This is a genomic window from Rhodobacterales bacterium HKCCA1288 (assembly GCA_015693905.1).
In the GTDB taxonomy this organism is placed as follows: domain Bacteria; phylum Pseudomonadota; class Alphaproteobacteria; order Rhodobacterales; family Rhodobacteraceae; genus M30B80.
The window spans coordinates 590,625-616,826 of the sequence record CP065161.1 but is presented as its reverse complement, the minus strand read 5'-3'; the positions used below and the strand labels follow the sequence as shown (position 1 = coordinate 616,826).

25 protein-coding genes are annotated in these 26,202 nt (G+C 55.8%); 10 read left to right on the top strand and 15 right to left on the bottom strand.

The annotated features are described in order from the left end of the window. Positions 1–7: 7 nt before the first annotated feature. Positions 8–970, bottom strand: coding sequence for a tRNA (adenosine(37)-N6)-dimethylallyltransferase MiaA (gene miaA / locus I3V23_03055; GenBank protein ID QPI85978.1), 963 nt, complete (start codon positions 968–970; stop codon positions 8–10). Between the two features lie 128 nt (positions 971–1,098). On the opposite strand from miaA, the gene I3V23_03050 reads away from it, so the two are divergent. The 8 genes from I3V23_03050 to I3V23_03015 all read left to right on the top strand — a co-directional run bounded on the left by I3V23_03050 (position 1,099) and on the right by I3V23_03015 (position 9,779). Next, positions 1,099–1,830 carry a UMP kinase gene (locus tag I3V23_03050; protein QPI86664.1) on the top strand — a complete coding sequence of 244 codons (732 nt, stop codon included), beginning with the start codon at positions 1,099–1,101 and terminating at the stop codon, positions 1,828–1,830. A 69-nt stretch (positions 1,831–1,899) separates the two neighbouring features. Beyond that, positions 1,900–2,466: a ribosome recycling factor gene (gene frr, locus I3V23_03045; protein QPI85977.1), complete on the top strand. Its 567-nt coding sequence runs from the start codon at positions 1,900–1,902 to the stop codon at positions 2,464–2,466. A gap of 19 nt (positions 2,467–2,485) precedes the next feature. Next, positions 2,486–3,202 (top strand): isoprenyl transferase, encoded by a 717-nt coding sequence (locus I3V23_03040; GenBank protein ID QPI85976.1) that lies wholly within the window; start codon positions 2,486–2,488, stop codon positions 3,200–3,202. A 41-nt stretch (positions 3,203–3,243) separates the two neighbouring features. Then, a complete protein-coding gene (locus tag I3V23_03035; GenBank protein ID QPI86663.1) occupies positions 3,244–3,987 on the top strand; it encodes a phosphatidate cytidylyltransferase in 744 nt (247 codons plus the stop codon). Positions 3,988–4,002: 15 nt separating this feature from the next. After that, positions 4,003–5,181: a 1-deoxy-D-xylulose-5-phosphate reductoisomerase gene (locus I3V23_03030; protein ID QPI85975.1), complete on the top strand. Its 1,179-nt coding sequence runs from the start codon at positions 4,003–4,005 to the stop codon at positions 5,179–5,181. 15 nt (positions 5,182–5,196) lie between these two features. Beyond that, positions 5,197–6,528: an RIP metalloprotease RseP gene (gene rseP, locus I3V23_03025; GenBank protein ID QPI85974.1), complete on the top strand. Its 1,332-nt coding sequence runs from the start codon at positions 5,197–5,199 to the stop codon at positions 6,526–6,528. A gap of 420 nt (positions 6,529–6,948) precedes the next feature. Further along, on the top strand, positions 6,949–9,186 hold the full coding sequence (gene bamA, locus I3V23_03020; protein ID QPI86662.1) for an outer membrane protein assembly factor BamA: 2,238 nt from the start codon (positions 6,949–6,951) through the stop codon (positions 9,184–9,186). Further along, complete coding sequence (locus I3V23_03015) at positions 9,186–9,779, top strand: OmpH family outer membrane protein (GenBank protein ID QPI85973.1); 594 nt, start codon at positions 9,186–9,188, stop codon at positions 9,777–9,779. Before bamA ends, I3V23_03015 begins: the two co-directional genes overlap by 1 nt. Positions 9,780–9,842: 63 nt before the next feature. On the opposite strand, the gene I3V23_03010 is transcribed toward I3V23_03015, so the two are convergent. The 5 genes from I3V23_03010 to I3V23_02990 all read right to left on the bottom strand — a co-directional run bounded on the left by I3V23_03010 (position 9,843) and on the right by I3V23_02990 (position 14,922). After that, positions 9,843–11,153: a branched-chain amino acid ABC transporter permease gene (locus tag I3V23_03010; protein QPI85972.1), complete on the bottom strand. Its 1,311-nt coding sequence runs from the start codon at positions 11,151–11,153 to the stop codon at positions 9,843–9,845. Continuing rightward, complete coding sequence (locus I3V23_03005) at positions 11,150–12,160, bottom strand: branched-chain amino acid ABC transporter permease (protein ID QPI85971.1); 1,011 nt, start codon at positions 12,158–12,160, stop codon at positions 11,150–11,152. The genes I3V23_03010 and I3V23_03005 overlap by 4 nt, the downstream gene beginning before the upstream one ends. Before the next feature lie 3 nt (positions 12,161–12,163). Further along, a complete protein-coding gene (locus I3V23_03000; protein QPI85970.1) occupies positions 12,164–12,883 on the bottom strand; it encodes an ABC transporter ATP-binding protein in 720 nt (239 codons plus the stop codon). Next, the gene (locus tag I3V23_02995; GenBank protein QPI85969.1) at positions 12,880–13,662 is read right to left on the bottom strand and encodes an ABC transporter ATP-binding protein; all 783 of its coding nucleotides are present in this window, start codon (positions 13,660–13,662) and stop codon (positions 12,880–12,882) included. The genes I3V23_03000 and I3V23_02995 overlap by 4 nt, the downstream gene beginning before the upstream one ends. A gap of 75 nt (positions 13,663–13,737) precedes the next feature. Continuing rightward, entirely contained in the window at positions 13,738–14,922 is a 1,185-nt protein-coding gene (locus I3V23_02990) for an ABC transporter substrate-binding protein (protein QPI85968.1), read from the bottom strand. Between the two features lie 283 nt (positions 14,923–15,205). Between I3V23_02990 and I3V23_02985 the strand changes: the two genes are divergently transcribed. Together I3V23_02985 and der are read left to right on the top strand one after the other, a co-directional pair. Continuing rightward, the gene (locus I3V23_02985; protein QPI86661.1) at positions 15,206–15,673 is read left to right on the top strand and encodes a YaiI/YqxD family protein; all 468 of its coding nucleotides are present in this window, start codon (positions 15,206–15,208) and stop codon (positions 15,671–15,673) included. Between the two features lie 81 nt (positions 15,674–15,754). Further along, positions 15,755–17,215, top strand: a complete 1,461-nt coding sequence (gene der, locus I3V23_02980) for a ribosome biogenesis GTPase Der (GenBank protein ID QPI85967.1) — start codon at positions 15,755–15,757, stop codon at positions 17,213–17,215. Between the two features lie 55 nt (positions 17,216–17,270). Here the strand turns inward: der and grxD are convergent, their stop codons facing one another. The 9 genes from grxD to I3V23_02935 all read right to left on the bottom strand — a co-directional run bounded on the left by grxD (position 17,271) and on the right by I3V23_02935 (position 26,143). Then, on the bottom strand, positions 17,271–17,630 hold the full coding sequence (grxD, locus tag I3V23_02975) for a Grx4 family monothiol glutaredoxin (GenBank protein QPI85966.1): 360 nt from the start codon (positions 17,628–17,630) through the stop codon (positions 17,271–17,273). 13 nt (positions 17,631–17,643) lie between these two features. Beyond that, complete coding sequence (locus I3V23_02970; GenBank protein ID QPI85965.1) at positions 17,644–17,880, bottom strand: BolA family transcriptional regulator; 237 nt, start codon at positions 17,878–17,880, stop codon at positions 17,644–17,646. An 88-nt stretch (positions 17,881–17,968) separates the two neighbouring features. Continuing rightward, positions 17,969–20,131, bottom strand: a complete 2,163-nt coding sequence (purL, locus tag I3V23_02965; GenBank protein ID QPI85964.1) for a phosphoribosylformylglycinamidine synthase subunit PurL — start codon at positions 20,129–20,131, stop codon at positions 17,969–17,971. Between the two features lie 329 nt (positions 20,132–20,460). Then, complete coding sequence (locus I3V23_02960; protein QPI85963.1) at positions 20,461–21,363, bottom strand: LysR family transcriptional regulator; 903 nt, start codon at positions 21,361–21,363, stop codon at positions 20,461–20,463. Between the two features lie 144 nt (positions 21,364–21,507). Then, positions 21,508–22,122, bottom strand: a complete 615-nt coding sequence (locus I3V23_02955; protein QPI85962.1) for a TetR/AcrR family transcriptional regulator — start codon at positions 22,120–22,122, stop codon at positions 21,508–21,510. Next, positions 22,115–23,005: a polyphosphate kinase 2 gene (gene ppk2, locus I3V23_02950; protein ID QPI85961.1), complete on the bottom strand. Its 891-nt coding sequence runs from the start codon at positions 23,003–23,005 to the stop codon at positions 22,115–22,117. Before ppk2 ends, I3V23_02955 begins: the two co-directional genes overlap by 8 nt. A gap of 57 nt (positions 23,006–23,062) precedes the next feature. Further along, entirely contained in the window at positions 23,063–24,010 is a 948-nt protein-coding gene (locus tag I3V23_02945) for a homoserine O-succinyltransferase (GenBank protein QPI85960.1), read from the bottom strand. Positions 24,011–24,044: 34 nt separating this feature from the next. After that, the gene (locus tag I3V23_02940) at positions 24,045–24,917 is read right to left on the bottom strand and encodes an ATPase (GenBank protein QPI86660.1); all 873 of its coding nucleotides are present in this window, start codon (positions 24,915–24,917) and stop codon (positions 24,045–24,047) included. A 92-nt stretch (positions 24,918–25,009) separates the two neighbouring features. Continuing rightward, complete coding sequence (locus tag I3V23_02935; GenBank protein QPI85959.1) at positions 25,010–26,143, bottom strand: hypothetical protein; 1,134 nt, start codon at positions 26,141–26,143, stop codon at positions 25,010–25,012. Between the last annotated feature and the right edge of the window lie 59 nt (positions 26,144–26,202).

Sequence of the window (26,202 nt, the reverse complement as noted above, 5' to 3'; positions counted from 1 at the left end):
CTAAAATTTAGACAGGAATATATATATCTGTCCATCCTGTGGACTGCGCGCGCAGCCACGTCCGTTGCCTTTTTGCATATTGGCGCGAGGCGATAATGGCGGCCTCTATGGCTGTCTCAAGCGAAATGTCACCGCGAAGGTGGGAGATTAATTCAGGTGCGCCGATGGCTTTGGCCGCGCCTTGCAGCTGCTCCCAATGGGGCAAGGCGGCCCGCGCCTCATCCAATGCGCCCTCTTTTATCATTGTATGAAAGCGGCGGGCGATGCGGTCATTGAGCCAATCTCGATCGGCCATGAGTTTGAACGCCGCCACCTGATCCAGAGGCAGAAGGGGGGCAGGCGTTTCGGCCTGCCATTGCGAGAGGGGTTTTCCTGTGGCGCGCCACACCTCCCAAGCGCGCTGAACGCGGGCGCGGTTTTGTCTGTCAATCTTTGCATAAATCACGGGGTCGGATTGCTCTAAATCGGCCAAAAGGTCCGCATGGCTTTGTCCATCTGCCGCGATGCGCACGGCCTTTGGCACAGGCGGGATTTCGGCCAAACCTTCGGTTAGCGCACGAAAATAAAGCCCTGTGCCTCCCACGATAATGGGACGCGGCCCTGTGCGCAGCAGCGGCGCCAAATCGCGCAGCCATGCCCCCACGGAATAATCGCCCAAAAACGGCACATGCCCATAGAGATGATGCGGGCATCTGTCCTCGTCCGCGGCACTGGGGCGGGCGGTCAAGAGGCGCCATCCGTCATAGACTTGCAGCGCGTCTGCATTGATGATTTGCCCACCCCACCTGTCAGCCAAGGCAAGGGCAAGCGCAGATTTCCCGCTGGCCGTGGCCCCCGCAATCAGGATCGGACGATCAGGCGCAATGTCTTTTGCGAATTCCAAATTAAATGCGTCCAATGCCGTGCCTTTTTCCTGATCTTTTGCGGCGCGCCTAGCAATATCTGGTTTCGCTTGGGCGTGCTTTGGCATATTTAGTCGCTAGGGCAGGCGCGACCGTTGAAGTGATCCGCATTTTAGACGATGATGCGCCAAGCTCAATCACCCATTGGTGGCTTTGGCCCGATCTGCGGCCTGCCACCCGTTTGAACGAGGATATCATGGCCGCAAGCGATGCCACCCCCACAACAACCTATAAACGCGTCATGCTGAAAATTTCGGGCGAGGCCTTGATGGGCGATAAGGGCTTTGGCCTCAATCCGCCCACAGTCGAGCGGATCGCGCGCGAGGTAAAATCGGTGCATGATTTGGGGGTGGAGATTTGCATGGTCATTGGGGGCGGCAATATCTTTCGCGGCTTGCAAGGCAGCGCGCAGGGGATGGAGCGCACCACAGCCGATTATATGGGGATGCTGGCCACGGTGATGAACGCGCTTGCGATGCAAAGCGCGCTTGAGGGGCTTGGGGTCTTTACCCGCGTGATCTCGGCCATTCCGATGGATCAGGTCTGCGAGCCTTATATCCGCCGCCGTGCGGTGCGTCATTTGGAGAAAAAGCGCGTCTGTATTTTTGCAGCAGGCACAGGAAACCCCTATTTCACAACAGATACAGCCGCCACATTGCGCGCCAATGAGATGCATTGTGATGCAATCTTTAAGGGCACCAAGGTGGACGGGGTCTATGATAAAGATCCCAAAAAACACGCCGATGCGAAACGCTTTGACGAGATCAGCTATGATGAGGTTCTCGCACAGCATCTTGGCGTCATGGATGCCTCGGCCATCGCGCTTGCGCGCGAAAACGACACCCCGATCATTGTCTTTAGCCTTGATGAGCCAGGTGGATTTCGGGGGATTTTGTCGGGGCAGGGAACCTATACAAAAGTGCGCTAAAGCCATAGAAACAGGCAGCCCCGCAGGTTATATGGGGCCAAAGCGACCTGACAAGCGAGGAGTGAGGCAATGTCAGCAGATGAATTCGAACTTGATCTAGATGATCTGACCCGCCGGATGGAGGGCGCAATTTCCGCCCTGAAAACGGAATTCGCCTCTCTGCGCACAGGCCGCGCCTCCGCCACGATGCTCGAACCTGTTATGGTTGAGGCATATGGCCAGATGACCCCCATCAATCAGGTGGGCACCGTAAACGTGCCAGAGCCGCGCATGGTCACCATCAATGTGTGGGACAAGGCAATGGTCGGTAAGGTGGAAAAAGCCATTCGTGAATCGGGCTTGGGTATTAACCCGCAACTGAACGGCACGATCATCATGCTGCCGATCCCCGAATTGAACGAAGAACGCCGCCGCGAATTGACCAAAGTTGCTGCGCAATATGCCGAACACGCCCGTGTGGCCGTGCGCAATTTGCGCCGTGACGGGATGGATCAAATCAAAAAAGCCAAATCAGCGGGCCTGAGTGAGGATGACCAGAAATTCTGGGAGACCGAAGTGCAACAGTTGACCGATAGTTTTATCGCCAAAGTTGACGCGGCGCTTGAGGGCAAGCAAGCCGAGATCATGCAGGTCTAGGCAAAGTAAAAAAGGGGATATGCGGATGAGCCGAAGCAATCCTGCCCATGTCGCCATTATCATGGATGGCAATGGTCGTTGGGCAAAGATGCGCGGCCGCCCGCGTCTTGTTGGCCATCATGCGGGCGCTGCGCGGGTCAAGGAAATTGCGCGGGCCTGCCCTGATTTAGGTGTGAAATACCTGACGATTTTCGCCTTTTCGACCGAAAACTGGAAACGTACCCAAACAGAAGTTGCGGGCCTCATGCGCCTGTTTCGGCGGTATCTGACCAATGAAACCAAGGCCTTGATCAAGGCAGGGGTGCGGGTGCGTTTCATCGGGGATCGCGTGCGCCTTGAGCCGTCTTTGGTCGAGATGATGGACAATCTTGAATTGATGACCGCTGAAAATGACAAGCTGCATTTGACGGTTGCCTTGAATTATGGCGGCCGCGATGAGGTGAGCCGCGCCGCCAAGCGTTTGGCCCATGATGTGGCCGCGGGGAAAATCAAAGCCGCTGATATTGATGACGAAACCTTCCCCAAATATCTCGACACCTATGTGTTGCCTGATCCTGATCTGGTGATCCGCACATCGGGCGAGGCGCGCATTTCGAATTTTCTTTTGTGGCAATCTGCCTATTCTGAATATGAATTCGTCAATACGCTTTGGCCTGATTTCACTGCCCAAGAATTTGCCGAAATTCTTGCCCGCTATGGTCTGCGCGAGCGCCGTTTTGGTGGGGTCACTGCGTGAGCGATCAACCCCAAAGCCTGTTTTCTGATTTCTGGCCGCGTATGATCACAGGGCTTTTGATGGCTGTGACGGGTCTTTATGCGGTTTGGTTGGGTGGCCCCGTTTATGTTGGCATGATTTTCCTGATCGCAGGGATTTTGATCTGGGAATTGGCCGTGATGTTGGGCGCCTCGTTGATGCGCTCGGCGGGGCTTGGGGCAGGGATGATTGCCTGCCTTTATGCCGCCCATATTCTGCCACCTGCCTATGCGCTGCCTATTTTGTTTTTGCCTGCCTTTCTTGGCCTTGTTTTGCTGCAAGAGCGGCGCGAAAAATATATGCCCTTCGCGCTGTTGATCAGCTTTGCCGCTTACGGCCTTTTGGCACATCGCGAGACCTTTGGCTTTGTCTGGATGACATGGCTCGTTTTGGTTGTGGTTGCGACCGATATTGCGGGCTATCTCGTTGGCCGCGTTGTGGGTGGGCCAAAGTTTTGGCCGCGTGTTAGCCCAAAGAAAACATGGTCTGGAACGATTGCAGGCTGGATTGGTGCGGGATGCGTTGGGGTTGCCTATATGACCCAAACAGAAGCAGGCGCAGGGATTATTGCAATTTCAGTTGCCTTGGCCTTTGCCAGCCAGATGGGGGATTTGGCGGAAAGCGCCATTAAGCGTCATGTGGGGGTCAAGGACAGCTCGCGATTATTGCCCGGACATGGCGGAGTTTTTGACCGTTTTGATGGTATGATTGGCGCTGCGGCTTTGCTACTCTTGGTTGAAAGCTTAACAAGCTTCCCACCGCAATAAGGGAAAATTGCTCAGATGCGCCGTGTCAGTATTTTTGGGGCCACTGGCTCCATCGGGCAGAACACCCTCGATTTGATCGCGCGTGCCCCTGATGCCTATCGGGTTGTGGCACTTTCGGGCGGGGGCAATATTGACCAATTGGCGCGGGATGCCATCTCACATCGTGCCGAAATCGCGGTAACCGCCTATGAAGATCGGCTGCCTGATCTGAAATCTGCGCTTGCAGGAACGGGGGTTGAGGCCGCCGCAGGCGAGGCCGCGTTGATCGAGGCCGCATCGCGCCCTGCCGATTGGGTCATGTCGGCCATTGTAGGCGCGGCGGGCATCGCGCCTGGATTTGCGGCGCTGGAACAAGGCGCGACGCTGGCTTTGGCAAATAAGGAAAGCTTGGTTGCGGCGGGGCAATTGCTTTTGGCAACGGCCGCATCCCATGGTGCAAGGATCTTGCCCGTAGACAGCGAACATTCCGCCGTTTTTCAAGCCCTTGTCGGTGAAGATATTGCCGAGGTTGAGCGCGTGATCATCACCGCGTCTGGCGGCGGTTTGCGGCATTGGCCGATTGAGAAATTGGCCCATGCGACACCCGAAGATGCGGGGGCGCATCCGAATTGGGATATGGGGCAAAGGATTACAATCGACAGCGCATCAATGTTTAACAAGGCGCTGGAACTCATTGAAACGCGAGAATATTTTGGGATTTCGCCCGCGCAGATAGAAACCATCATCCACCCGCAATCCTTAATCCATGCTTTGGTGGGGTTTCGCGATGGTGCGTTGATGGCCCATCTTGGCCCGCCAGATATGCGCCATGCGATTGGCTATGCCTTATATTGGCCAAAGCGTCAGGATCTTCCTGTCGCGCGGCTTGATCTGGCGCAGATTGCGCAACTGCAATTCGAGGCGCCAGATTTGGCGCGTTTTCCTGCCTTGCGCCTTGCCCGCGATGTGATGGAGATGCGCGGGGGGGCTGGGGCCGCCTTCAACGCCGCCAAGGAAGTGGCGCTTGACGCGTTTTTGGCGCGCGAGATTGGATTTATGGACATGGCTGCGGTGGTTGAAGAGACACTTGCCGCGCTTTCCAAGGAATTAACCCTGTCAAATCCGCTTGAAACCCTTGCAGATGTTCTCGCGATGAACCATCTCGCAAGGGTGCGGGCGCGGTCAGTGATTTCTGTGCAGATCAAAAAGACATAAAATACAGGGCAAGTGATGGATTTCCTCCCCCAATTCGGCAGTTTTGCCTTTACCATGTTGGCCTTTATTGCGGCGATTTCAATCATCGTAGCGATCCATGAATATGGTCACTATATTGTCGGGCGGTGGTCTGGCATCCGTGCGGATGTGTTTTCTATCGGGTTTGGGCCTGTGCTGCTCTCGCGCAAAGATCGGCGGGGCACGCAATGGCAAATCGCGGCTTTGCCGTTTGGCGGTTATGTCAAATTTGCAGGTGATGCGAATGCCGCCTCGGTCGGGGCGGATGTGGCGGTTACGCCTGCGCGCAATACGATGCATGGCGCGCCCCTTTGGGCCCGCGCGGCCACGGTTGTGGCAGGGCCGTTGTTCAATTTTATCCTGTCCATTGCGATTTTCGCAGGCGTGGTCTTGGTCTCGGGTCAAGCAACGGATGAGCCCCGTGTTGGGGCGCCGCGCGCCCTGCCGCCTGTCTATCAATCGCTTGAGGCGGGGGATCTGATCCTTGCCGTTGAGGGGCAGGAGATTGAAAGTTTTGCGGCGCTTTTGCAAATCGCCTCTGACCTGCCGCCTCGTCCGCGTGTGAGCTATGAAGTGCTGCGCGATGATCGCGCCATTTTGGTCGAGGCCTCAGCGCCGCTGCCGCCTGTCGTTGATGGCGTTCAGCCGCAATCGGCGGCCATGGAAGCGGGCTTGCGCGAGGGCGATGTGATTTTGGCCGTGAATGGCGCGGATATCTGGAGCTTTTCGCAACTCCGCGCGGCGGTTGATCAGGCGGAGGGTGCGCCGATTGATTTGACGCTTTGGCGGGCGAATGGCACCCAAGAGGGGCAGGAAATCGCTGTGACCCTGTCGCCGCGGCGCACCGATTTGCCTGTCGCATCGGGTGGGTTTGAAACGCGTTACCTGATCGGCGTCACGGGGGGCATGCTCTTTGTTCCGCAAACCGAGGCGGTGGGGCCATTGGCCGCGCTCTCCTATGGGGTGTCGCAAACAGGGTTCATCATCACCTCATCGCTATCGGGGCTTTGGCATATGATCACAGGGGCAATTTCGACCTGTAATCTGCAAGGCCCAGTGGGAATTGCGGAAACCTCAGGTGCCGCCGCCGCGCAAGGGATTGCAAGCTTTATCTGGCTGATTGCGGTTCTCTCCACCGCGGTTGGTTTGATGAATCTTTTCCCGATCCCAATTCTGGATGGTGGGCATCTGATGCTTTACGCCTTTGAGGCCGTTGCAGGACGCAAACCGCCTGAAATGTTCATGCGTGTTTTTATGACGGTTGGGTTGACCCTGATCATGGGGTTGATGGTGTTCGCGGTATTCAATGATGTTCTGCTTTGCCCCTAAGGCAGGCCGCTGAATTCCCCTGAATTCGCCCCAATTCTGCCCAAGTGTTTTGGTATCCGCTAATATGTGTTTCACATATTCGGGGATCAAAGACCGATGAAATTTTTACAGCGCCAATTGCCGCGCCTCAGCTATCTGTCGGCGATTCTTGGGGATCGTATCCTTGGCCCCAGTATCGTTGTTTTGGCTTTGGGTTTTGCGGTGATGCTTGCACCGATTGTGCAAAGCTAACACCGAGAGGCTGAAAAGGGCGTAAGTTTCGCCCGTTTTTGCGCGCATTTTTTTGACATTGCCCCCTGCAATCGCTAGGGATGCTTTAGGATTTGCTAAAGCAAAAAAGGCGGGCGCAGTATGTCGCGTAAATCAAACAATCGCAAATATCGCAGCGGGCTGATGACAGCCTCGGTTTTGGCGATGGGGATGGCCCTTTCAGGGCTTGCGGTTGCGCAGGATATTGCGCTGGACGCGATTGTTATTGACGGAAATATCCGCATCGAGGAGGCAACGATCCTCTCATATGCAGGCATCACGCCCGGCGGCACAATCACAGCAGGCCAAGCCAATGATGCCTTGCGCCGCCTGCAGGATACAGGTCTGTTTGAAACAGTTGATCTGCGCCTAGAGGGCAACACGGTGTTTATCGAGTTGCAAGAATACCCTACGATCAACGAGATCAGCATCGAGGGAAATGATCTTCTTGATGATGATGCGCTTTCAGCTTTGCTGACATCACAACCGCGCCGCGTCTATAGTCCCGCCATCGCCGAGGCCGATGCACAGGCCATCGTGGATGCCTATCGCCAGACAGGCCGCCTGAGTGCAACCGTGACCCCGCAGATCATCCGCCGCAGCGACAACCGCGTTGATCTAGCCTTTGAGATTACCGAAGGCCGCGTGGTGGAAACCGAAAGCATCACCTTTGTCGGCAACCGCGCCTTTTCAGACCGCCGTTTGCGCCGTGTTCTGCAATCCACCCAAGCGGGGTTTTTCCGCGCGATTATCAGCCGCGATACATTCGTGGCGGATCGACTGGCCTTTGATCAACAGCTTTTGACCGATTTCTATCGTGATCGCGGCTATGTTGATTTTGAAGTGCAATCTGTCACATCGGAACTTGCCCGTGCGCGGGACGGGTTCTTTGTGACCTTTAACATCGTTGAAGGGCAAAGCTTTTCCTTCGGTGCATTAACCGCAAGCAGTGACTTGCCCGAAGTGAATGTCGAAGAATTCCAAGCGGCAATCGGCCTGGACGAGGGTGTAACCTATTCTCCGCGTCTGGTGGATCGCACGATTTCGCGGCTTGAAAATCTGGCGACCGAGCAGGGGTTGCGCTTCATCCGTGTTGAACCGCGGATCACCCGAAATGACGAAGATCTCACCTTGGATGTGGAATTTGCCATTGTCCGCGGCCCGCGTGTTTTCGTAGAGCGGATTGATATTGAGGGCAATGCAACCACGCTTGACCGCGTTGTGCGGCGTCAATTCGATATGGTCGAAGGGGATCCGTTTGATCCACGCGAAATTCGCCAAGCGGCCGAACGGATCCGTGCGCTGAATTTCTTTTCAAATGTTGACGTGAATGCGCGCGAAGGCACAGGCAGCGATCAGGTGATCGTGGATGTGAATGTCGAAGAAACGCCAACAGGCACGCTTGGCTTCTCGGTCAATTATTCGACCGATGTTGGCACCGGGCTTGCGGTTCAGTTTAACGAACGCAATTGGCGCGGGCGGGGTCAGACCGTGGGTCTGTCCTTTGATACCACCTCTGGCTCGCGTTCCTTGCAGGCGAATTTTATTGAACCCGCCTATTTGCGCCGTGATTTGGAATTGGCTCTGTCGGTTTTCAGCAGTTCGACCGACCAACAAAATGCGACCTATAACACCAATGAAGTGGGTGTCAGCGGTGCGTTGGAATTTCCTGTCAGTGAATACGGACGTTTGCGCCCCTCTTTGCGGATTGCGCAGTCAGAATTGACCAATGTTCCGACCACATCATCGGATATTCTGCGGCGCGAGGCGGGCAGCTATGACAGCAGCTCCATCGGTCTGGGCTATATTTACGACACACGCGGCGTGGGGCTTGACCCAACCTCGGGCGTATTGTTGCGCGCCAATGCTGAATTGGGGGGATTGGGTGATGATCAATTCCTGCGCACCACTGCGCTTGTGCAGGGGGAGACCACGGCCTTCCGTGAAGAGGTCTCGTTGCGTGCCGCGTTCGAGCTTGGCTCGGTGAATATGCTTGATGGCAATAGCCGCGTTACGGATCGTTTCTTCCTCGGGTCGCGCCAAATGCGTGGTTTTGATGCAGGCGGGATCGGGCCACGGGATCGCAATTCTGCGAACCAAGACGCGCTTGGCGGCAACCAATTCGCCGTTGCGCGCTTTGAGGCAGGCTTCCCCATCGGGGTGCCCGCCGAATATGGCATTTCAGGCGGCGTCTTTTATGACGTTGGCACGCTATGGGGCTTGGATGACGTCTTGGGCACAGGTGGCAACCTCGTTGACGATGACAGCTATCTGCGCAGCACGATTGGCTTCTCGATCTTCTGGGATACGCAAATCGGCCCGCTGCGGTTTAACTTCTCGCGGCCTGTTTCTAATGAATCCTATGACCGCACCCGCAACTTCGACTTTACGGTTGAGGCGCGGTTCTGATGCCTTTGCGCGCTTGGCTGCGCGTGGGTGGATGTGCCCTTGTGCTTGCCATCTATGGGGCAGGGGCGAGGGCGCAGGATATTACCGTTCAACCCCCGCAAGCACCCGCGCAGGTGTTGCTGATTGATCAAGACCGCCTGTTTTCTGGCTCGGTCTTTGGTCAAGCGGTCGGGGGGGTGATTGATCGCGTGGGTCGTGATCTTTCGGCACAGAACCGTGAGATTGAAGATGTTCTGACCCAAGAAGAACAACGGTTGACCGAATTGCGCAGCAGCCTCAGCATCGAGGATTTCCGCCTGCGTGCTGCTGAATTTGACGCCCGTGTCGTTGAAATCCGCAGCGAGCAAGACGCGAAAAACCGCGCGCTTGGCGCCTATGCGGAAGCGGCGCGACAGCGGTTCCTTGAAATTATGGGGCCAATTCTTATTGATCTGGTGCAGCGCAGCGGGGCTGAGGTGCTGATGGATCGCCGCGCTGTGATCTTTGCCCGAGATGATATTGATATCACCGATGAGGCGATTGCCGCGATTGACGCGGCCTTGGCAGATCGCATTGATGAGATCCTCGCTGAGTTACCTGAACCTCAGCTTTGAAGCGTGGTTTTGACGCGCCCGCGCAGCCCAAGGGGACCCCTTCGCTCCGCGGGCGCTGTTTTTTCAGCGTTCTGGCAACAGGCCACGCGGGCTGAAGCGTAAGACCAATAGCAGGATAAGACCCATGGTCAAAAGGCGCATATGCGCGGCGGCATCCATCAGGTGATCTTTCAGCCATCCTTCGGCCATGCCCGCCGTGATCCCCTGCAACAGCAACAGACCCAAAGGTTCGACCTGAATCCAGAACCACCAGATCAAGAAGCCGCCCAAGACCGCGCCGATATTGTTGCCTGATCCGCCCACAATCACCATCACCCAGATCAGGAAGGTAAAGCGCAGCGGTTGATAGGTGCTTGGCACAAGTTGGCTGTCCAACGTGGTCATCATTGCGCCTGCAAGGCCACAAACGGCCGAACCAAGGATGAAAATCTGCAAATGCCGCGCCGTGACATTTTTTCCCATCGCGGCGGCAGAAACTTCGTTGTCGCGAATGGCGCGGATCATCCGCCCCCAAGGCGAGTTGAGCGCGCGCTGTGTCAGCCAGATCAGGGCAATCAGAACGATTGAGAATAACACCGCATAGGACAGCTTGACCGCGATGGAGGAGGCGGTGACAGGGTCAGCGCCTAATCCTTGCATTGCGCCAACAAAGGCTTGGTTGGCTTGTAGGGCAACCTCGTAAGGCACAGGGCGGGGCAGGCCGATGACGTTTTTCACGCCGCGCGCCAACCAATCTTCGTTTTTCAGGATGTAGATGATGATCTCAGCCACACCCAAAGTGGCAATCGCCAGATAATCCGACCGCAGACCAAGCGCGGTTTTCCCGATGATCCATGCGGCCCCTGCGGCAAGCAGCCCACCCACAGGCCATGCCAGAATGATGGGCAAACCAAGGCCCCCGATATTGCCTGTCAAGGCAGGGTCAATGGCCTCAACCGTGGCCACAGCAGGGTCAAACACCGCGCGGAAGATGAAAAAGCCCGCGATTAACAAGCCCGCCATCGCAAGGCCGCGCAATTTGTGACCTTTCATCTTGCCCCATAGCGCAATCGCGGCGGCAATGGTTGCGCCGCCCATCAACAGGGCAAGCAAGATTTGCCATCCGCCTGTGGCCCCCCATGCCCCCTCAACAGGGTCAGAGGCCACCAAAACAGCCGCCAAACCGCCAAGCGCGGTAAAGCCCATTACACCCACGTTAAAGAGGCCCGCATAGCCCCATTGGATATTCACACCAAGCGCCATGATGGCCGAGATCAGACCCATGTTCAGAATAGACAGCGCGGTGTTCCAAGATTGAACAAAGCCTGTGCCGATATAAAGCACAGCCACCAACGCAAAGAGAACTGCCGCCTTGCGATCCAGTGTCAGGTTCATACCGATTTTCCTTTCATGATCCCTGTGGGTTTAAACAGAAGCACGATCAGAAGGATCGTAAAGCTGACGGCAAATTTATAATCGGTCGATAGAAGCTGCAGCATTCCTTCGGGGCTCCAGCCTTCGGGGCCGATATATCCAACCACCTTACGGAAGGCATAGGTGACCGCGATTTCGGAATAGGCGATCAGGAAGCCCCCCAAAATTGCCCCCAGAGGATTGCCAAGCCCGCCCACAATCGCGGCGGCAAATATGGGCAAGAGCAGTTGGAAATAGGTGAAGGGCTTAAAGCTTTTGTCGAGACCATAAAGCACGCCCGCCGTGGTCGCCAAAGCCGCCACAATCAACCATGTGATCATCACAACACGCTCAGGGTTGATGCCTGAGAGCAGTGCCAAATCTTCGTTATCGGAAAACGCGCGCATGGATTTGCCCGTGCGGGTTTTGTTCAAGAACCAAAACAGGGCCACCACCGCCAAAATCGCCACGATCACCGTGATCGCTTGGGTCGAACGGATGGCAAGCCCTTCGTCAAGGCCTGTCATGTCTTTGAAATCACGAGCAGAGATTAGGAACCTTGCCCCATCGGCAAAGTTTTGATCATCAACCCCGATGATAAAGCGCACGATCCCATTCATCACGAACATCACGCCAATTGAGGCAATCACAAAGATCACAGGCTTGGCTTTGGTTTGGCGATAAAAGCGATAGACCATCTTATCCGTGCCGACCACCAAGGCGGCTGTGGCAGCGATGCCAAGGGGCAGGGCGATGAGGGCGGTTGGCAAAGGCCCCGCCGTGACGCCCAAAGATTGCAGGCCCCATGTGGCCAGAATGGTGATCATCGTGCCAAAGGCCATCGTGTCACCATGCGCGAAATTGGAAAAGCGTAAGATGCCGTAAATCAACGTCACCCCAAGCGCCCCAAGCGCCAATTGCGCGCCATAGGCGGTGGCAGGCACAATCACGAAATTCAACAAAGCGACAATTGCGTTTAGAAGATCCATTCCTCAACCCCCCAAGAAGGAGCGGCGCACATCCGCATCTGCCAACAGTTCTTTGCCTGTGCCTGTATGGGCATTGCGCCCTTGCACCAAAACAAAGCCCTTATCCGCGATTTCCAACGCCTGACGGGCGTTTTGTTCGACCATCAAAATGGGGATGCCCGTGCGGGACACTTCGATGATGCGGTCAAATAACTCGTCCATAACAATGGGCGAAACACCTGCGGTCGGCTCATCCAACATCAACACTTTCGGCTTGGTCATCAGCGCGCGACCCACGGCCACTTGTTGACGCTGCCCGCCTGATAATTCGCCCGCCGCTTGGCGGCGTTTGTCTTTTAGGATTGGAAAGAGGCTATAGACCTGTTCCATCGTGTCGCGAAAATCATCGCGGCGGATATAGGCACCCATCTCCAAATTTTCTTCGACTGTCATAGAGGTGAAGATGTTATTGGTTTGCGGCACAAACCCCATCCCGCGCACAACGCGATCTTGCGGCGAAAGTGCGGTGATATCATCCCCGTCCAACACAACACGCCCCTCGCGCAGCGACAGCATGCCAAAGACCGCCTTCATGGCGGTCGATTTGCCCGCGCCATTAGGGCCCACAATGACGGCGATCTCGCCGCGCTCGACCGCGATGGTGCAACTGTGCAGGATATCGGCCCCTTTGCCATATCCGCCCGTCATCGCCTCGCCGATCAAAAAGGGTGATGTCTCGCTCATGCCCCGATCTTGTCCTTATTTTTTAGACCTGTCCCAAGATAGGCCTCAATCACATCGTCATTGGCTTTGATCTCGTCCAATGTGCCTTCGGCCAAAACGCGCCCTTCGGCCATAACGATCACAGGGTCACAAAGCCGCCCGATGAAATCCATGTCATGTTCAATGACGCAGAATGTATATCCGCGCTCTTTGTTCAGGCGGATGATCGCATCGCCGATCGTGTTCAACAGCGTGCGGTTAACGCCTGCACCCACCTCGTCCAGAAACACGATCTTTGCATCAACCATCATCGTGCGACCCAGTTCCAGCAGCTTCTTTTGACCACCAGAAATCGCGCCTGCCGGATGATCTGCGAGATGGGAAATGGTCAGAAACTCCAACACCTCATCGGCCTTGGCTTTAAGCGCGCGCTCTTCTTCGGCGATGCGTTTGCGCCCGAACCATGTGTTCCACAGGGTTTCCCCCGATTGACCGCTTGGCACCATCATCAGGTTCTCGCGGCAGCTCATGGATGAGAATTCATGCGCGATCTGAAATGTGCGCAGCAATCCCTTGCCAAATAGCGCGTGGGGCGGAAGGCCCGTAATATCCTCGCCATCCATGACAACGCGGCCCGATGTCGGGGGCAAAACGCCCGCAATCACGTTAAACAGCGTGGTCTTTCCCGCGCCATTGGGGCCAACCAGACCGGTGATAGAGCCTGTTTCAATTGTCAGGCTTGCGCCATCCACGGCGTGAAAGCCGCCAAAATGTTTGTGCAGATTTTCGACAGTAATCATCGCTTGTCCCGCATCCTTTAAACGAAGCAGCCCGGAAATCACTCCGGGCTGCCCGTTGGTCTTGATTAGATCAACTTAGCGGAAACGTGCTGTTGTGATCTCGCCGCCAGAGATTTCGATCTCGCGATAGTTGCCCGCGGATTCACCTGGCTCGATCAATTCAACGGCAGAGGCACCAACATAGTCGATGTCTTCGCCCGCTGCGATCAATTCCAAGGCTTTGCCCAATTCACCAGGCAGGATTGGTGTGCCTGGGGCGTTTGCGATATCCATGATCTCGCCTGCGTAATCGGCAGGGTTGCTTGAGCCTGCGGCCTGCATGGCCAACATGATCAAGGCTGCTGCGTCATAGGATTCTTTTGCGAAAGGCTGGGTGCCATCGAACCCTGCTTCAGCGGCGAGGGTTTCGAAAATCGATGCACCTTCGCTATCGGTGCCAGGGTGCTGGCCGAAGGAGCCATCAATCTCGCTGCCAAAATTTTCAACGAGGGCAGAAGATACCATGCCGTCAGGGAAGACGAAGGTTTCAAACGCGCCAGAATCCAGCGCCGCTCGGATGATGCCCGAGCCGCCCTGATCCACATAGCCTGCAACGACCAATGCGTCACCGCCCGCAGCCGCCAAGGCGCCTACCTCTGCAGAGTAATCCGCACGGCCATCTTCATGCGCTGCAACGAGGGTCACAGTGCCACCTGCAGCTTCGAATGCTGCGGCAAAGCTATCAGCCAAGCCTTGGCCGTAATCGTTGTTGGTATAGGTCACAGCCACGGATTTGATGCCGCGATCCATGATCACTTCGGTCATCACAACACCCTGACGCGCGTCAGAAGGCGCGGTGCGGAAGAAGAGGCCATTGTCTTCAACGGTGGTCAGCGCAGGCGAAGTGGCGGATGGGGACACCATGACCATGCCGTTTGGCACAGCTACGTTTTGCAGCATTGCGTTGGTGACGCCCGAGCAATCCGCGCCGACAATCCCGCTGACGCCATCAGATGTGATGAGGCGTTCTGCAACAGCGGTTGCAGCGGCCGCGTCAATACACGTGCTGTCGCCGCGCACGGAGACAACAGTCGCGCCGTTCAGGAAATTGCCGCTTGCGTTCACTTCGTTCATCGCCAATTCCGAGCCACCAGCCATGTCAGGCGCAAGCGATTCAAGCGGGCCTGTAAAGCCCACAACAGTGCCGATCTTTACCTCTTGTGCGGTTGCCATGGACGCAAGCGCCAAGGAGGCGGCCGAAGCCAGCAAAAGTTTTTTCATGAAGAACTCCCAAGTTGTTGTTATTACCCCAGATGGATAAGAATTAATGCCAGCTTACGGGGTTGGAAAGAGAAAACGACCCATAACGGCGGAGAATTGAACCGCATTTGCGCGGATTTGCGGATCATTCGCCTGTGGATGGAGGGAATTGAGCCAATTCGCCTTACATTTTTCTGCAAAATGCCCCGCTAGACGATTTTTTTCCCGCGGGCGGAAATTGGAAGATTCGCGCACAGCAGGCGCGGGAGACGTGAAAATGACGGAAGATGCCCCCAAGACTGAAATGCCAAGGCCAAGCTCTCCGATGGTTTTTGTGGATGCAGATGCCTGTCCCGTGCGCGAAGAGGCCATTCGCGTGGCGCTGCGCCACAAGATTGGATTGCGCTTTGTGGCCAATCAATATTTGCGTCTGCCCGATCACCCGCTTTTGGCGATGCATCTGGTGGGGGACGGGTTTGATGCCGCTGATGATGCGATCATAGCCGGGCTTGAAGCGGGTGATATTGTGGTGACTGGCGATATTCTTTTGGCGGAACGCGCGTTGAAATCAGGCGCACAGGTGATTTCGCCCAAGGGGGATGCTTATACAATGGACACAATCGGCGCGCAGGTGGCAACACGCGCGCTTATGGCTGATTTGCGGGCTGGCCTGCCGCAGGAGGGCGCCCCTTCTGGCCCGCGCCCCTTTGCCAAGGCGGATCGTTCGCGGTTTCTCGAGCGGTTCGATCTGATGCTGCGCCGCGCAAAATAGCAGTCGAGATTTGCTTGGGCTTTCCTTCGTCCCTGCCTTAAGATAGGGGACGGGTCTTAGGAATTTTACACTGTCGAGATCATGAGCTTTACCCTCGCCATTATTGGTCGGCCCAATGTGGGCAAATCCACCTTGTTCAATCGTTTGGTGGGCAAGCGCCTTGCCTTGGTTGATGATCAACCCGGTGTCACCCGTGATCTGCGCGAAGGGGCGGCGCGGCTTGGGTCGATGCGGTTCACTGTGGTTGACACGGCGGGCCTTGAGGAGGCCACAGATGACAGTCTGCAAGGCCGTATGCGCCGCCTGACGGAGCGGGCGGTCGATATGGCGGATGCGTGCCTATTTTTGATTGACGCGCGCACAGGCCTGACGCCGACCGATCACGCCTTTGCCGATCTACTGCGCAAGCGCGGTGTCACTGTTCTTTTGGGCGCAAATAAATCCGAAGGACGGGCAGGGCAGGCAGGGTGGCTTGAGGCCTATGAACTGGGCTTGGGCGAGCCCTTAGCCCTATCCGCTGAGCATGGCGAAGGTATGGGCGAATTGGCCGTGGCCCTTGCCCCGCTGATCGAGGCGAAGGAAGCCGAGGATTACAGCCCAGAAACCGATATCGAGCTTGATGAAGATGAAACTGAGGAAGGGGGCCTGCGCGAATTAACGCTTGAGCGGCCTTTGCAAATCGCCGTAATCGGCCGCCCCAATGCAGGCAAATCCACCCTCATCAACCAAATCTTGGGGGAGGAGCGTTTGCTCACTGGCCCCGAGGCGGGGATCACCCGTGATGCGATCTCCCTTCCAGTGACATGGGATGGGGTGCCGATGCGGATTTTCGACACGGCAGGGATGCGCAAACGCGCCCGCGTGCAGGAAAAACTGGAAAAGCTCTCCGTGGCCGATGGTCTGCGTGCTGTCAAATTTGCCGAAGTGGTCGTGGTTTTGCTGGATGCGGCCATTCCATTTGAGGCGCAAGATTTGCGCATCGCTGATCTGGCCGAGCGTGAGGGGCGCGCGGTGGTGATTGCGGTAAACAAATGGGATGTTGAGGATGAGAAGCAGGAAAAACTAAAATTCCTGCGGGATCGTCTTGAAAAATTATTGCCGCAAATAAAAGGCGTGTCGATGGTCACGGTTTCGGCCAAGACAGGCAAAGGGCTAGATCGACTGCATGCGGCAATCATTAACGCCGCCACGATTTGGAACCGCCGTGTGCCAACAGCCACGCTGAACCGATGGTTAGGGGAAATGGTGGAGGCGCATCCACCGCCCGCACCATCAGGTCGGCGTATTCGTCTGCGCTACATGACCCAAGCCAAAGCGCGCCCGCCCTCGTTTGTTGTGATGTGTTCGATGCCAGAAAAGCTGCCTGAAAGCTATTCGCGCTATTTGGTAAACGGGTTGCGCGATAGTTTTGACATGCCTGGTGTGCCGATCCGTCTGTTCATGCGCAGCCAAGCGGATAAAAACCCCTACAAGGATCGCAAAAAATCTATTCCCTCGCGCCTCAGCAAACATGTGCGCAAGGGGGATACGAAGAAGAAATAAAAAATGGCGCGTCAGGCAAAACCTAACGCGCCATTTTTCACAATATCAAACGAAATCAGGCGTTTGCCTCACGAATTTTATCTGCTGCCTCTTTGTCATAGCTGACATTTTGCGCGTCAAACATCGCGTCCAGCTCGCCTGAGAGGGTCATCTCAGTGATGATATCGCACCCACCTACGAATTCGCCCTTCACATAGAGTTGCGGGATCGTGGGCCAATCTGAGAAATCCTTGATCCCTTGGCGGATATTTTCATCTTCCAACACATTCACATCGGCAAATTCTACGCCCATGTAATTCAGAACACCTGCCACACGGCTGGAAAACCCGCATTGTGGCATGGATTTTGTGCCTTTCATGAACAAGACCACGTCATTTTTCGTGATCATCTCTTTGATCTGATCTTCTACGCTCATCTGGGTCTTCCTTTTAATCGGGGGCGCGGGTGGTGAGGGCGAGCGCGTGCAATTCGCCCGCGCTGCCATCCATTTTGCCTTTGAGGGCGGCATAAACAGCACGTTGTTGGGCCACGCGGTTCATGCCCTGAAAGCTGGCATCAATCACTTGAGCAGCGAAGTGCTGGCCATCATCACCCTCAACCGTAATCTGCGCTTCGGGAAAGGATGCGCGGATTAGATCCTCGATATCTTGTGCTGTGATTGCCATATCTGCCCTCATGAATTCCAGTCTGTTACGTCTAATCTAGGCCCCGATATGGCCCCAAACAAGGGGCCTGTTGGAGGCGCATTATGGGTTAGTCAAACAAGCGGGACAGCGTGCCATCTGATAGGGCCCGAAGCGCATCAAGGCTTTCGCTAGAGCCGGCGATGGTGATCTGGTCGCCGCCAAATTTACCAACCGTGGTGATCTGAAGGCCCACTTGGCCCGCGGCAACCATCAAGGCTTCGGCCTTATCGGTCGAGCAGGCAATCAAATAGCGCCCCTGATCTTCGCCAAACAAGCTGGCCGCATCGCTTGCGTCCAATGTTACACCCGTGTCGGAGGCTGCGGCCATCTCAAACGCAGCCAAGGCAAGCCCGCCATCCGAGAGGTCATTACACGCCGAAATCATTTCGCGATTGTCGAGAATGAATTGGCCCGCTTTCCGCTCTGCCTCAAGATCCACGGGGGGGGCATCGCCCTCAACGCGATGGAACACTTCGGCCAATAGCGCAGATTGGCCCAAATGACCTTTGGTTTCCCCGATCAAAAGCGCCCAGTGACCTTCGCGTGCCGTTCCATTGATCAGGTCGCGGTCAATATCCGCAATCAAACCAACCGCCCCAATCGTGGGAGTGGGCAGGATCGCGCTGCCATCGGTTTCATTGTAAAGGCTGACATTGCCCGAAACGATTGGGGTGTCGAGCGCTGAACAGGCCGCGCCAATGCCCTTAATGGCACCCACGAATTGGCCCATAATTTCGGGCTTTTCAGGGTTGCCAAAATTCAGGTTGTCGGTGGTTGCAAGCGGTGTTGCCCCGACAGAAACAAGGTTGCGATAGGCTTCGGCTACGGCCTGCTTGCCGCCCTCAAAGGGGTTCGCTTTGACATAGCGCGGTGTCACATCCGAGGTGAATGCCAGCGCCTTATTCGTGCCTGCCACGCGCACAACGCCCGCCCCATAGCCCGGCGTGCGGATCGTGTCTGCGCCAACTTGGGTGTCATACTGTTGATAGACCCAGCCGCGCCCGCAGTAATTTGGCGAAGACAAAAGCGCCTTTAACCCATCAATAGGGTCGATTTCTGGGATGAAATCCACCGCCTCGGCGGCAGGGGTTTCGACCCAAGGGCGGTCATATTCTGGTGCCGTAGAGGACAGTTTCGACAGCGGCAAATCCGCCTTAACTGCATTGCCGTGCATGATCACGAAGCGGTCTTCAGCAATCGTTTCCCCGACAATGGCAAAATCGAGATCCCATTTTTCAAAAATGGCGCGTGCTTCTGCCTCTTTTTCGGGGCGTAGCACCATCAACATGCGCTCTTGGCTTTCGGAGAGCATCATTTCATAGGCGGTCATATTGGGCTCGCGCTGCGGCACATGATCAAGTTGCAGCTTGATCCCCAAGCCGCCCTTATCCCCCATTTCGACCGCAGAGCAGGTCAGACCTGCGGCGCCCATATCTTGGATCGAGATCACCGCGCCTGAGGCCATCAATTCAAGGCAGGCCTCAAGCAAGCGCTTTTCTGTGAAAGGGTCGCCAACCTGAACAGTTGGGCGCTTTTCTTCAATCGTGTCGTCAAATTCGGCGCTGGCCATCGTGGCCCCGCCAACCCCGTCACGACCTGTCTTGGCGCCCAAATAGACAACAGGCATCCCTACGCCAGAGGCGGCGGAATAGAAAATCTTATCCGTCTCAGCCAGACCTGCGGCAAAGGCATTGACCAAGCAATTGCCATTATATGCCGCGTCAAAGCGCAACTCGCCGCCCACAGTGGGGACGCCGAAACTGTTGCCATAGCCGCCGACACCGCGCACAACCCCATGGATCAAAGAGCGTGTTTTGGGATGATCTACCGCACCAAAGGAGAGTGCATTCATCGCCGCAATTGGACGCGCGCCCATTGTGAAAACATCGCGCAAAATCCCACCTACGCCCGTGGCCGCGCCCTGATAGGGCTCGATATAGGAGGGGTGGTTGTGGCTTTCCATTTTGAACACGACCGCCTGACCATCGCCAATATCGACAATGCCTGCGTTCTCGCCTGGCCCGCAAATGACCTGCGGCCCTTCGGTTGGTAGGGTGCGCAACCATTTTTTCGAAGATTTATACGAGCAATGCTCGTTCCACATCGCCGAAAAAATGCCAAGTTCCGTGAAATTCGGGATACGTCCGATAATCTCGAGGATGCGCTCATATTCATCAGGCTTAAGGCCATGTGCAGCGATCAACTCGGGGGTGATTTCGGGTTCGGTCATGGGGTATCGTTCCTGTGGCGAGGCGCAAAGGCGCGCAGACACCCCGTCTTTACGGCATAGGCGCGCGAGGGGAAAGGGGGGCGGGGCACAGGTTTTGCAAAAGCCGCATCTTGCGCTTTGGCCAAAAAAAAAGGCCGAGACAAGTCTCGGCCGAAGTCCAACAGGGAGGTAGTCATGACACTTTGTGCAAATGTCATCACTGCTGCCCAATTAATGATCACTTTGCGAAGTATCAAGAAAAATCCCGCCACAAGAATGCAAACCCGCTATGCATGTGGCGCATATCACACAGGGTCATGGCGGAAATGTCACGCAGGAGTTCGGGCAGTTTAGACGTTTCCGTCCCGTTCTTTGCGGCGATGTGCGATGATTTCTTCGGTCACAAATTCGCGGAAGGCCTCGATGCGTTTGGACTGCCGCAGTTCTTCGGGATAGGCAAGGAAAACGGGCACATCATTGCTTTCGACCGTGTCGAGAACGCGCACCAAATTGGGAAAGTCTTGGGTCAGGTAATCGGGCAATACCCCAATGCCGAGGTGATGGATGACGCCCTGCAGCACCCCGAAATAGTTATTTACAGTCAAGAAGCTGCCAATTTCATAAGACATCAGCTGACGCACCAAAAGCGCACCTGAGGAGACCTGTGCCGCCGTTGCATTTTGACTGATCAGGCGATGGTCGCGTAAATCGTCAAGTGTTTGGGGGACGCCGTTTTGTTCGAGATATTGGGGCGATGCGTAAAGCCGCATGCGAATATTCATTAAACGCTTGCGAATGAGATCCGCTTGGCTGGGTTCCTTCATGCGGATGGCCACATCGGCCTCGCGCATTGGCAAATCCAGCACCCGCTCCTCAAGCATCAAATCAATCTTGAGATTGGGATATTTTTCATAAAGCGCGGGCAGGCGCGGTGCCAACCATAGCGAGCCAAAGCCGATGGTGGTGGTCACGCGCAATTCACCGAATACCTCTTCTTCGCTGTCGCGAATGCGGGCGGCGGCAGCATCAAGACGCTTTGCCATATGGCGCGTGGCATCGAATAGCAATTCGCCTTGTTCGGTCAGGATCAAACCGCGCGCGTGACGATGGAACAGGGTTGCGTTTAATTCGTCTTCCAAGGATCGAATTTGGCGCGACACCGCCGATTGGCTGAGATGCAGCACGTCCCCCGCATGGGTCAAACTGCCAGCATCCGCCACGGCGTGAAAGATGCGTAAACGATCCCAATCCATTGCATTTATCCTGCGCGCATATCCAAGTAGTTGGACTATAAGGGTTTTCTTGCGTTCCTTAAAGAGAGATCGTCACATTTGTGTAAATTTTACGGGCCAGTGCCATTTTTTTTTGGCACTGCGTGACGCCGCCTGTGTCCTGCGCTAACAGTCTTTGTCGAGCAGGCCAAGACCGCGCAGATAAATCCCGATCCCTGCCTCAAGAAGGTCTTCGGCGGGGAAGGGGGCATTGCCGCCCTCGCGACCGCGCGCAAAGAGTTCGACCACCCCGTGGCTCATGGCCCAGATATGTGCGGTAAACATAGATGCAGGCGGGCGTCTATCGGCGGGCAATTGTGCGCTAAGTGCCTCGGCGGCCCGTTCCAAAATCGCGCGGGATCTTTCTGATGCACGGGCCAAATCAGGATGGGCATTGGCCGAAAGGCCGCTTTCAAACATGGCCATGTAGTGACCAGGATAAGATTGCGCAAAACGCAAATAAGCGCGGCCCGTGGCCTCGAATGCGGCCAGAGGGGCAGATTTGCTGTTGAACGCGGCCTCCATCGCCTCGCGAAAGATCGCGTGACCTTGCAAGGCTGCCTCGGTGATCAATTCTTCACGGCCTTGAAAATGGCGATACACGGCGGCAGGGGTCACGCCCGCATCCTTGGCCGCCTCGGCCAAGGTAAAACCTGCAGGGCCTTTTTCGGTGATCAGCCGCAAAGCGGCCTCAACCAAGGCTTGACGCAAATTGCCGTGATGATAGCCCTGTTTACGCATTGTCCCCTTGATCTGTCCAAGCCTCAGGCCCGCCACTTATGGCAGGATCGGGGGCGGACGCAAGGTTGGGGTCTTTTTCTGGATAGTCATACTGGCTGAGAATCTGTCGGATCACCGCCAAACGCGCGCGGCGTTTATCATCGGCACGGATCACATGCCACGGCGCTGTCGCGGTATGGGTGCGGGTCAAGGTTTCGCGGATCGCGGCGCTGTATTCGTGCCATTTCGCCAGACCATCGACATCGATACGCGACAGTTTCCAATGTTTGAGCGGGTCATTTTCACGCGCCAAAAAGCGGCGCAGTTGTTCGGCACGGCCCAGATTGAGCCAGATTTTCGTCAGGCTGATCCCATCCTCAAGCAGCATATCCTCGAACCGTGGGGCTTGGGCAAAAAAGGCCTCACGTTGCGCGGGCGTGCAAAACCCGAACACATGTTCCACCACGCCCCGATTATACCATGAGCGATCAAAGAGCCGAATTTGCCCGCGGCTTGGCAGATGCTGAATATAGCGTTGGAAATACCATTGCCCCGCTTCGGTTTCGCTGGGTTTCGACAAGGCCACAATTTGCGCCACCCGCGGGTTTAGGTTTTCCATGACGCGCGCAATCGCGCCACCCTTGCCTGCGGCATCGCGCCCCTCGAAAATCACGGCAATCCGTTGCCCTGTTTCGCGCACCCATGCGTGAAATTTTGCCAGTTCAATTTGCAAGGCGGTCATTCCAGCCATGTAGAGACTATTCTGCATCCGCGCAGCATAGGGATAAGTCGGATCAAGAATGTCGGAAGTCTCGGCCGTCTTTAGGGCCGCGCGGATCGCCTCGGGCGCATCGTCTTCAAAATAGCGCGTAATGGCGCCATCAAATGGTTTTCTATCAATCATGGCCAATTTCCCAGTGCAGACTGGGGTGAATATAGGGACGCATCTTGCGCCCGTCTATCACCGCCGCAGATCGGTGCTGTCTTGACCAATGCGCGCCATATCAAAGGGTGTCGTCAGATAGATTTCCGAGATCCAATTGCCGAATAGAAGATGGGCATGGCTGCGCCAGCGGTTGAGTGGCTTTTGGCTTGGATCATCGTGAGGGAAGTAATTGACGGGCAGGGCGATACTGGCCCCGTCCACCTGCACATTGCCCAGATCACGTTGATATTCTTCGGCCAAGGTGGTGCTATCATATTCAAGATGATTGAAAATATAGAGCGCGCGATGTGCGCTATCTTCGACCAAGGCAGGGCCAACCTCGGGACTGTCGAGCAAAACGGGCAGACCCGCGGCCTCGATCTCGGGGCGGCGCATTTCCGTCCAACGGCTGACGGGCATCACCAAATCATCGGAGAACCCCCGCAAATAGGGACTGTCTGATTGCAGATTGCGATGCCGATAGCACCCGAATTGCTTTGCGGGCAGCATATGTTTTTTGACGCCGTGGAAATAATTGATCATCGCCATCCCGCCCCAGCAAATGCCAAAGGTGGAATGGACATTGGTTTGCGTCCATTCGAAGATTTCGCACAGCTCGGACCAATAGGTCACATCTTCGAAATCCAGATGCTCAATCGGCGCGCCTGTGATGATTAGGCCATCAAATTTTTGGTCGCGCACATCACGAAATGGCTGATAAAATTCGGCCATATGTTCTGCGGCGGTGTTCTTGGTTTCATGTTCGCTCATACGGATCAGCGAAAATTCCGTCTGCAACGGCGATGCGCCAATCAGGCGGGCAAATTGCGTCTCGGTCTGAATTTTCTTGGGCATCAGGTTCAAAAGCCCAATTTTCAATGGCCGAATATCTTGGCTTTCTGCCGCGCTGCGCCCCATGACCATCACCCCCTCATCCCGAAGGATGGAGAATGCAGGCAGGCTGGTTGGCAGGGTTATCGGCATTTGTTGATCCGTATCTTCAGCGCGAGCAGGGGATTTAGGTGATCTCGCCGCGCGCCTCAAGGGCAGAGGCGATCAAATCAATCACATCTTGGGCATCGGACACACGCGCCACATCTTCGGCGCTGACCCTCAGGCCCCAGTTTTTCGCCATGTCGCGATAGAGCGGCGCGCGATGATGCAAGGCCGCCGCGTAGGTGTTTCGGATAAAGTCATCTGGATTGACCGCATCGGGCGACAGCCCTGTTTCTGCCAGATAGTCAGCCCATCGCGCGTTCAGAAATTGCGGTTGGTAATACATGGGCTTTGGCGCACGGGTGAAGCGGCGGATCAATTCCTCAGTATGATCTTCGCTGCCTTCAATCCAAATCATCAGGCAATTTTGCGCAAGCGTGCGCAGCACCTCGTCTTGCGGGTCATTGGGGTCAACCACCTCGCAAATAGAGCCGCCGGTGTCGCAGACGAAATTGGCATATCCATAAAGGTCGCGCGCGCGGATGATAAAGCTGGGCGTGTCCAAAAGGGCGTTGATCTCAGCGCGCCGATGCAGCGCCTGACGGCGCATATATTCGTCAAACCCGACCCCTCCCTTGGCAGGATCACCAGGTTTTCCAAGGAAGGTAGAGAGCGGCGCGAGATTGTTAAACGTGATGTTCGAACCGATATAAATCGAATCCGACTTCAGCAAATCTGCCAGAAACGGCACTTGCATTGCCTGACGTTTGAGATTGTCGACAATATGCTCGCCCATATAGGCGGTGCCAATGCGGTAATCGATGGAATAGTGGAACCAATCCCCTGCATCGCGTAGCAAATTGGCAAGCCGTGTCTTGCCAAGGCCTGACATCCCGAAAAAAAGAACCTGTTTTTGCGCCGCTGCACGCCAATCGCTTGCGGATTTATAAAGCATTTCCATAGGGCCTGCCGCCTTTGCCAAAGCCTTGTTTTGGCAGGTCTATCCCGAAAACCTGCCAAATTCCAATGGCGATTTTGCGCGCCGCCTTAAAAGCGATGGCTGAGACGGATCGTGACAAGCCTTGCCCTGTTTCCGTTGAACCGCGCAAAGGGCGTGGTTCCAAGCCCCGTTGTTGTGTTGTCAAATCGCACCTCAGAGAGGGCAAAGCCGATGGCCGCGCCGCCGCGTGTATATTCGGCCCCAAGCGTGAAGCCGCATAGGCCATCAACAGGGGCAAGGTTGCTTGATAGGCCGCCCGTTTGCGGTTCTTGCGAATACAGGGCCGATATACCCCATGCCTCACTTAGGCGATGCTTGACGCCCAAATCATAGCGCATGACATCATCGCGATAGGTGACCAATGCACCTGCGGGATAGAGGTTTGGCCTGATCTCAAATCCCCCCCAACGGCTTTGTTGAATGCGGCCAAAAAGGGCGGTGTTGGTCGCAATGCCCTGTTGAAAATCAAGGCTGAGGGTTGCGGGCATCTCAACGCCAAACCGCGTGTCGCTGAGGGCAGGGGTCGCGCCTGCCGCGCCCAATACCCGCCCCTCTTGGCCTGAAAACGTCAAATCAATCGGGCTGGTATAGCTAAGGGCCAGACGGGTGCCGAATTCAGGGCGGCTATAGGCAAGCCCCAGAACATAGCCAAGGCCTGTATCGCTTTCGCCATCAAAGCGGTAGGAAAAGACATTCGGCAAGCCTGCATTCAGCGAAACGTAAATATCACCATCCGATTGCAACAGGCGCAGACCACCATAAGCAAAGGCGTTTTGGCCGATGTCATAGGATAAAAGCGCCGTGATCGCACGGCTTTCCAATGTGGCAGTGGTGCCGTTCAGCGGATAGCCCGCCGCAGTATAGGCGGTGTTGGCAGCATAGGGGGTGGTGATTTGCAAGGCCACGCCCATGCGATCACCCAAATCTTGCTTATATCCCAAATTCAGCGTGGTGCGGTTTTGCAGGACATTTTGTGCGCCCACGTTTGGCGCGGCGACAAGTGCGCCTGACACTGTAATATCGCGGCGCTGTGCGCTGATTTCGGCATAACCGCCATCCTCGAACAGGATGAGCGGTGAGAATGTGGTTTGATCTAGGCCCCCTGCATAGGCGACTTGGCCAATGCAAAGGCTGCATAAAAGTGAATAAACGGGTGCAAGCAACCAACGCTTACGGGTCATGATGGGTGTCCCTCCTACAATGATCCCCCTTGGTGATCATTAAGCGCAAGCACACCCTT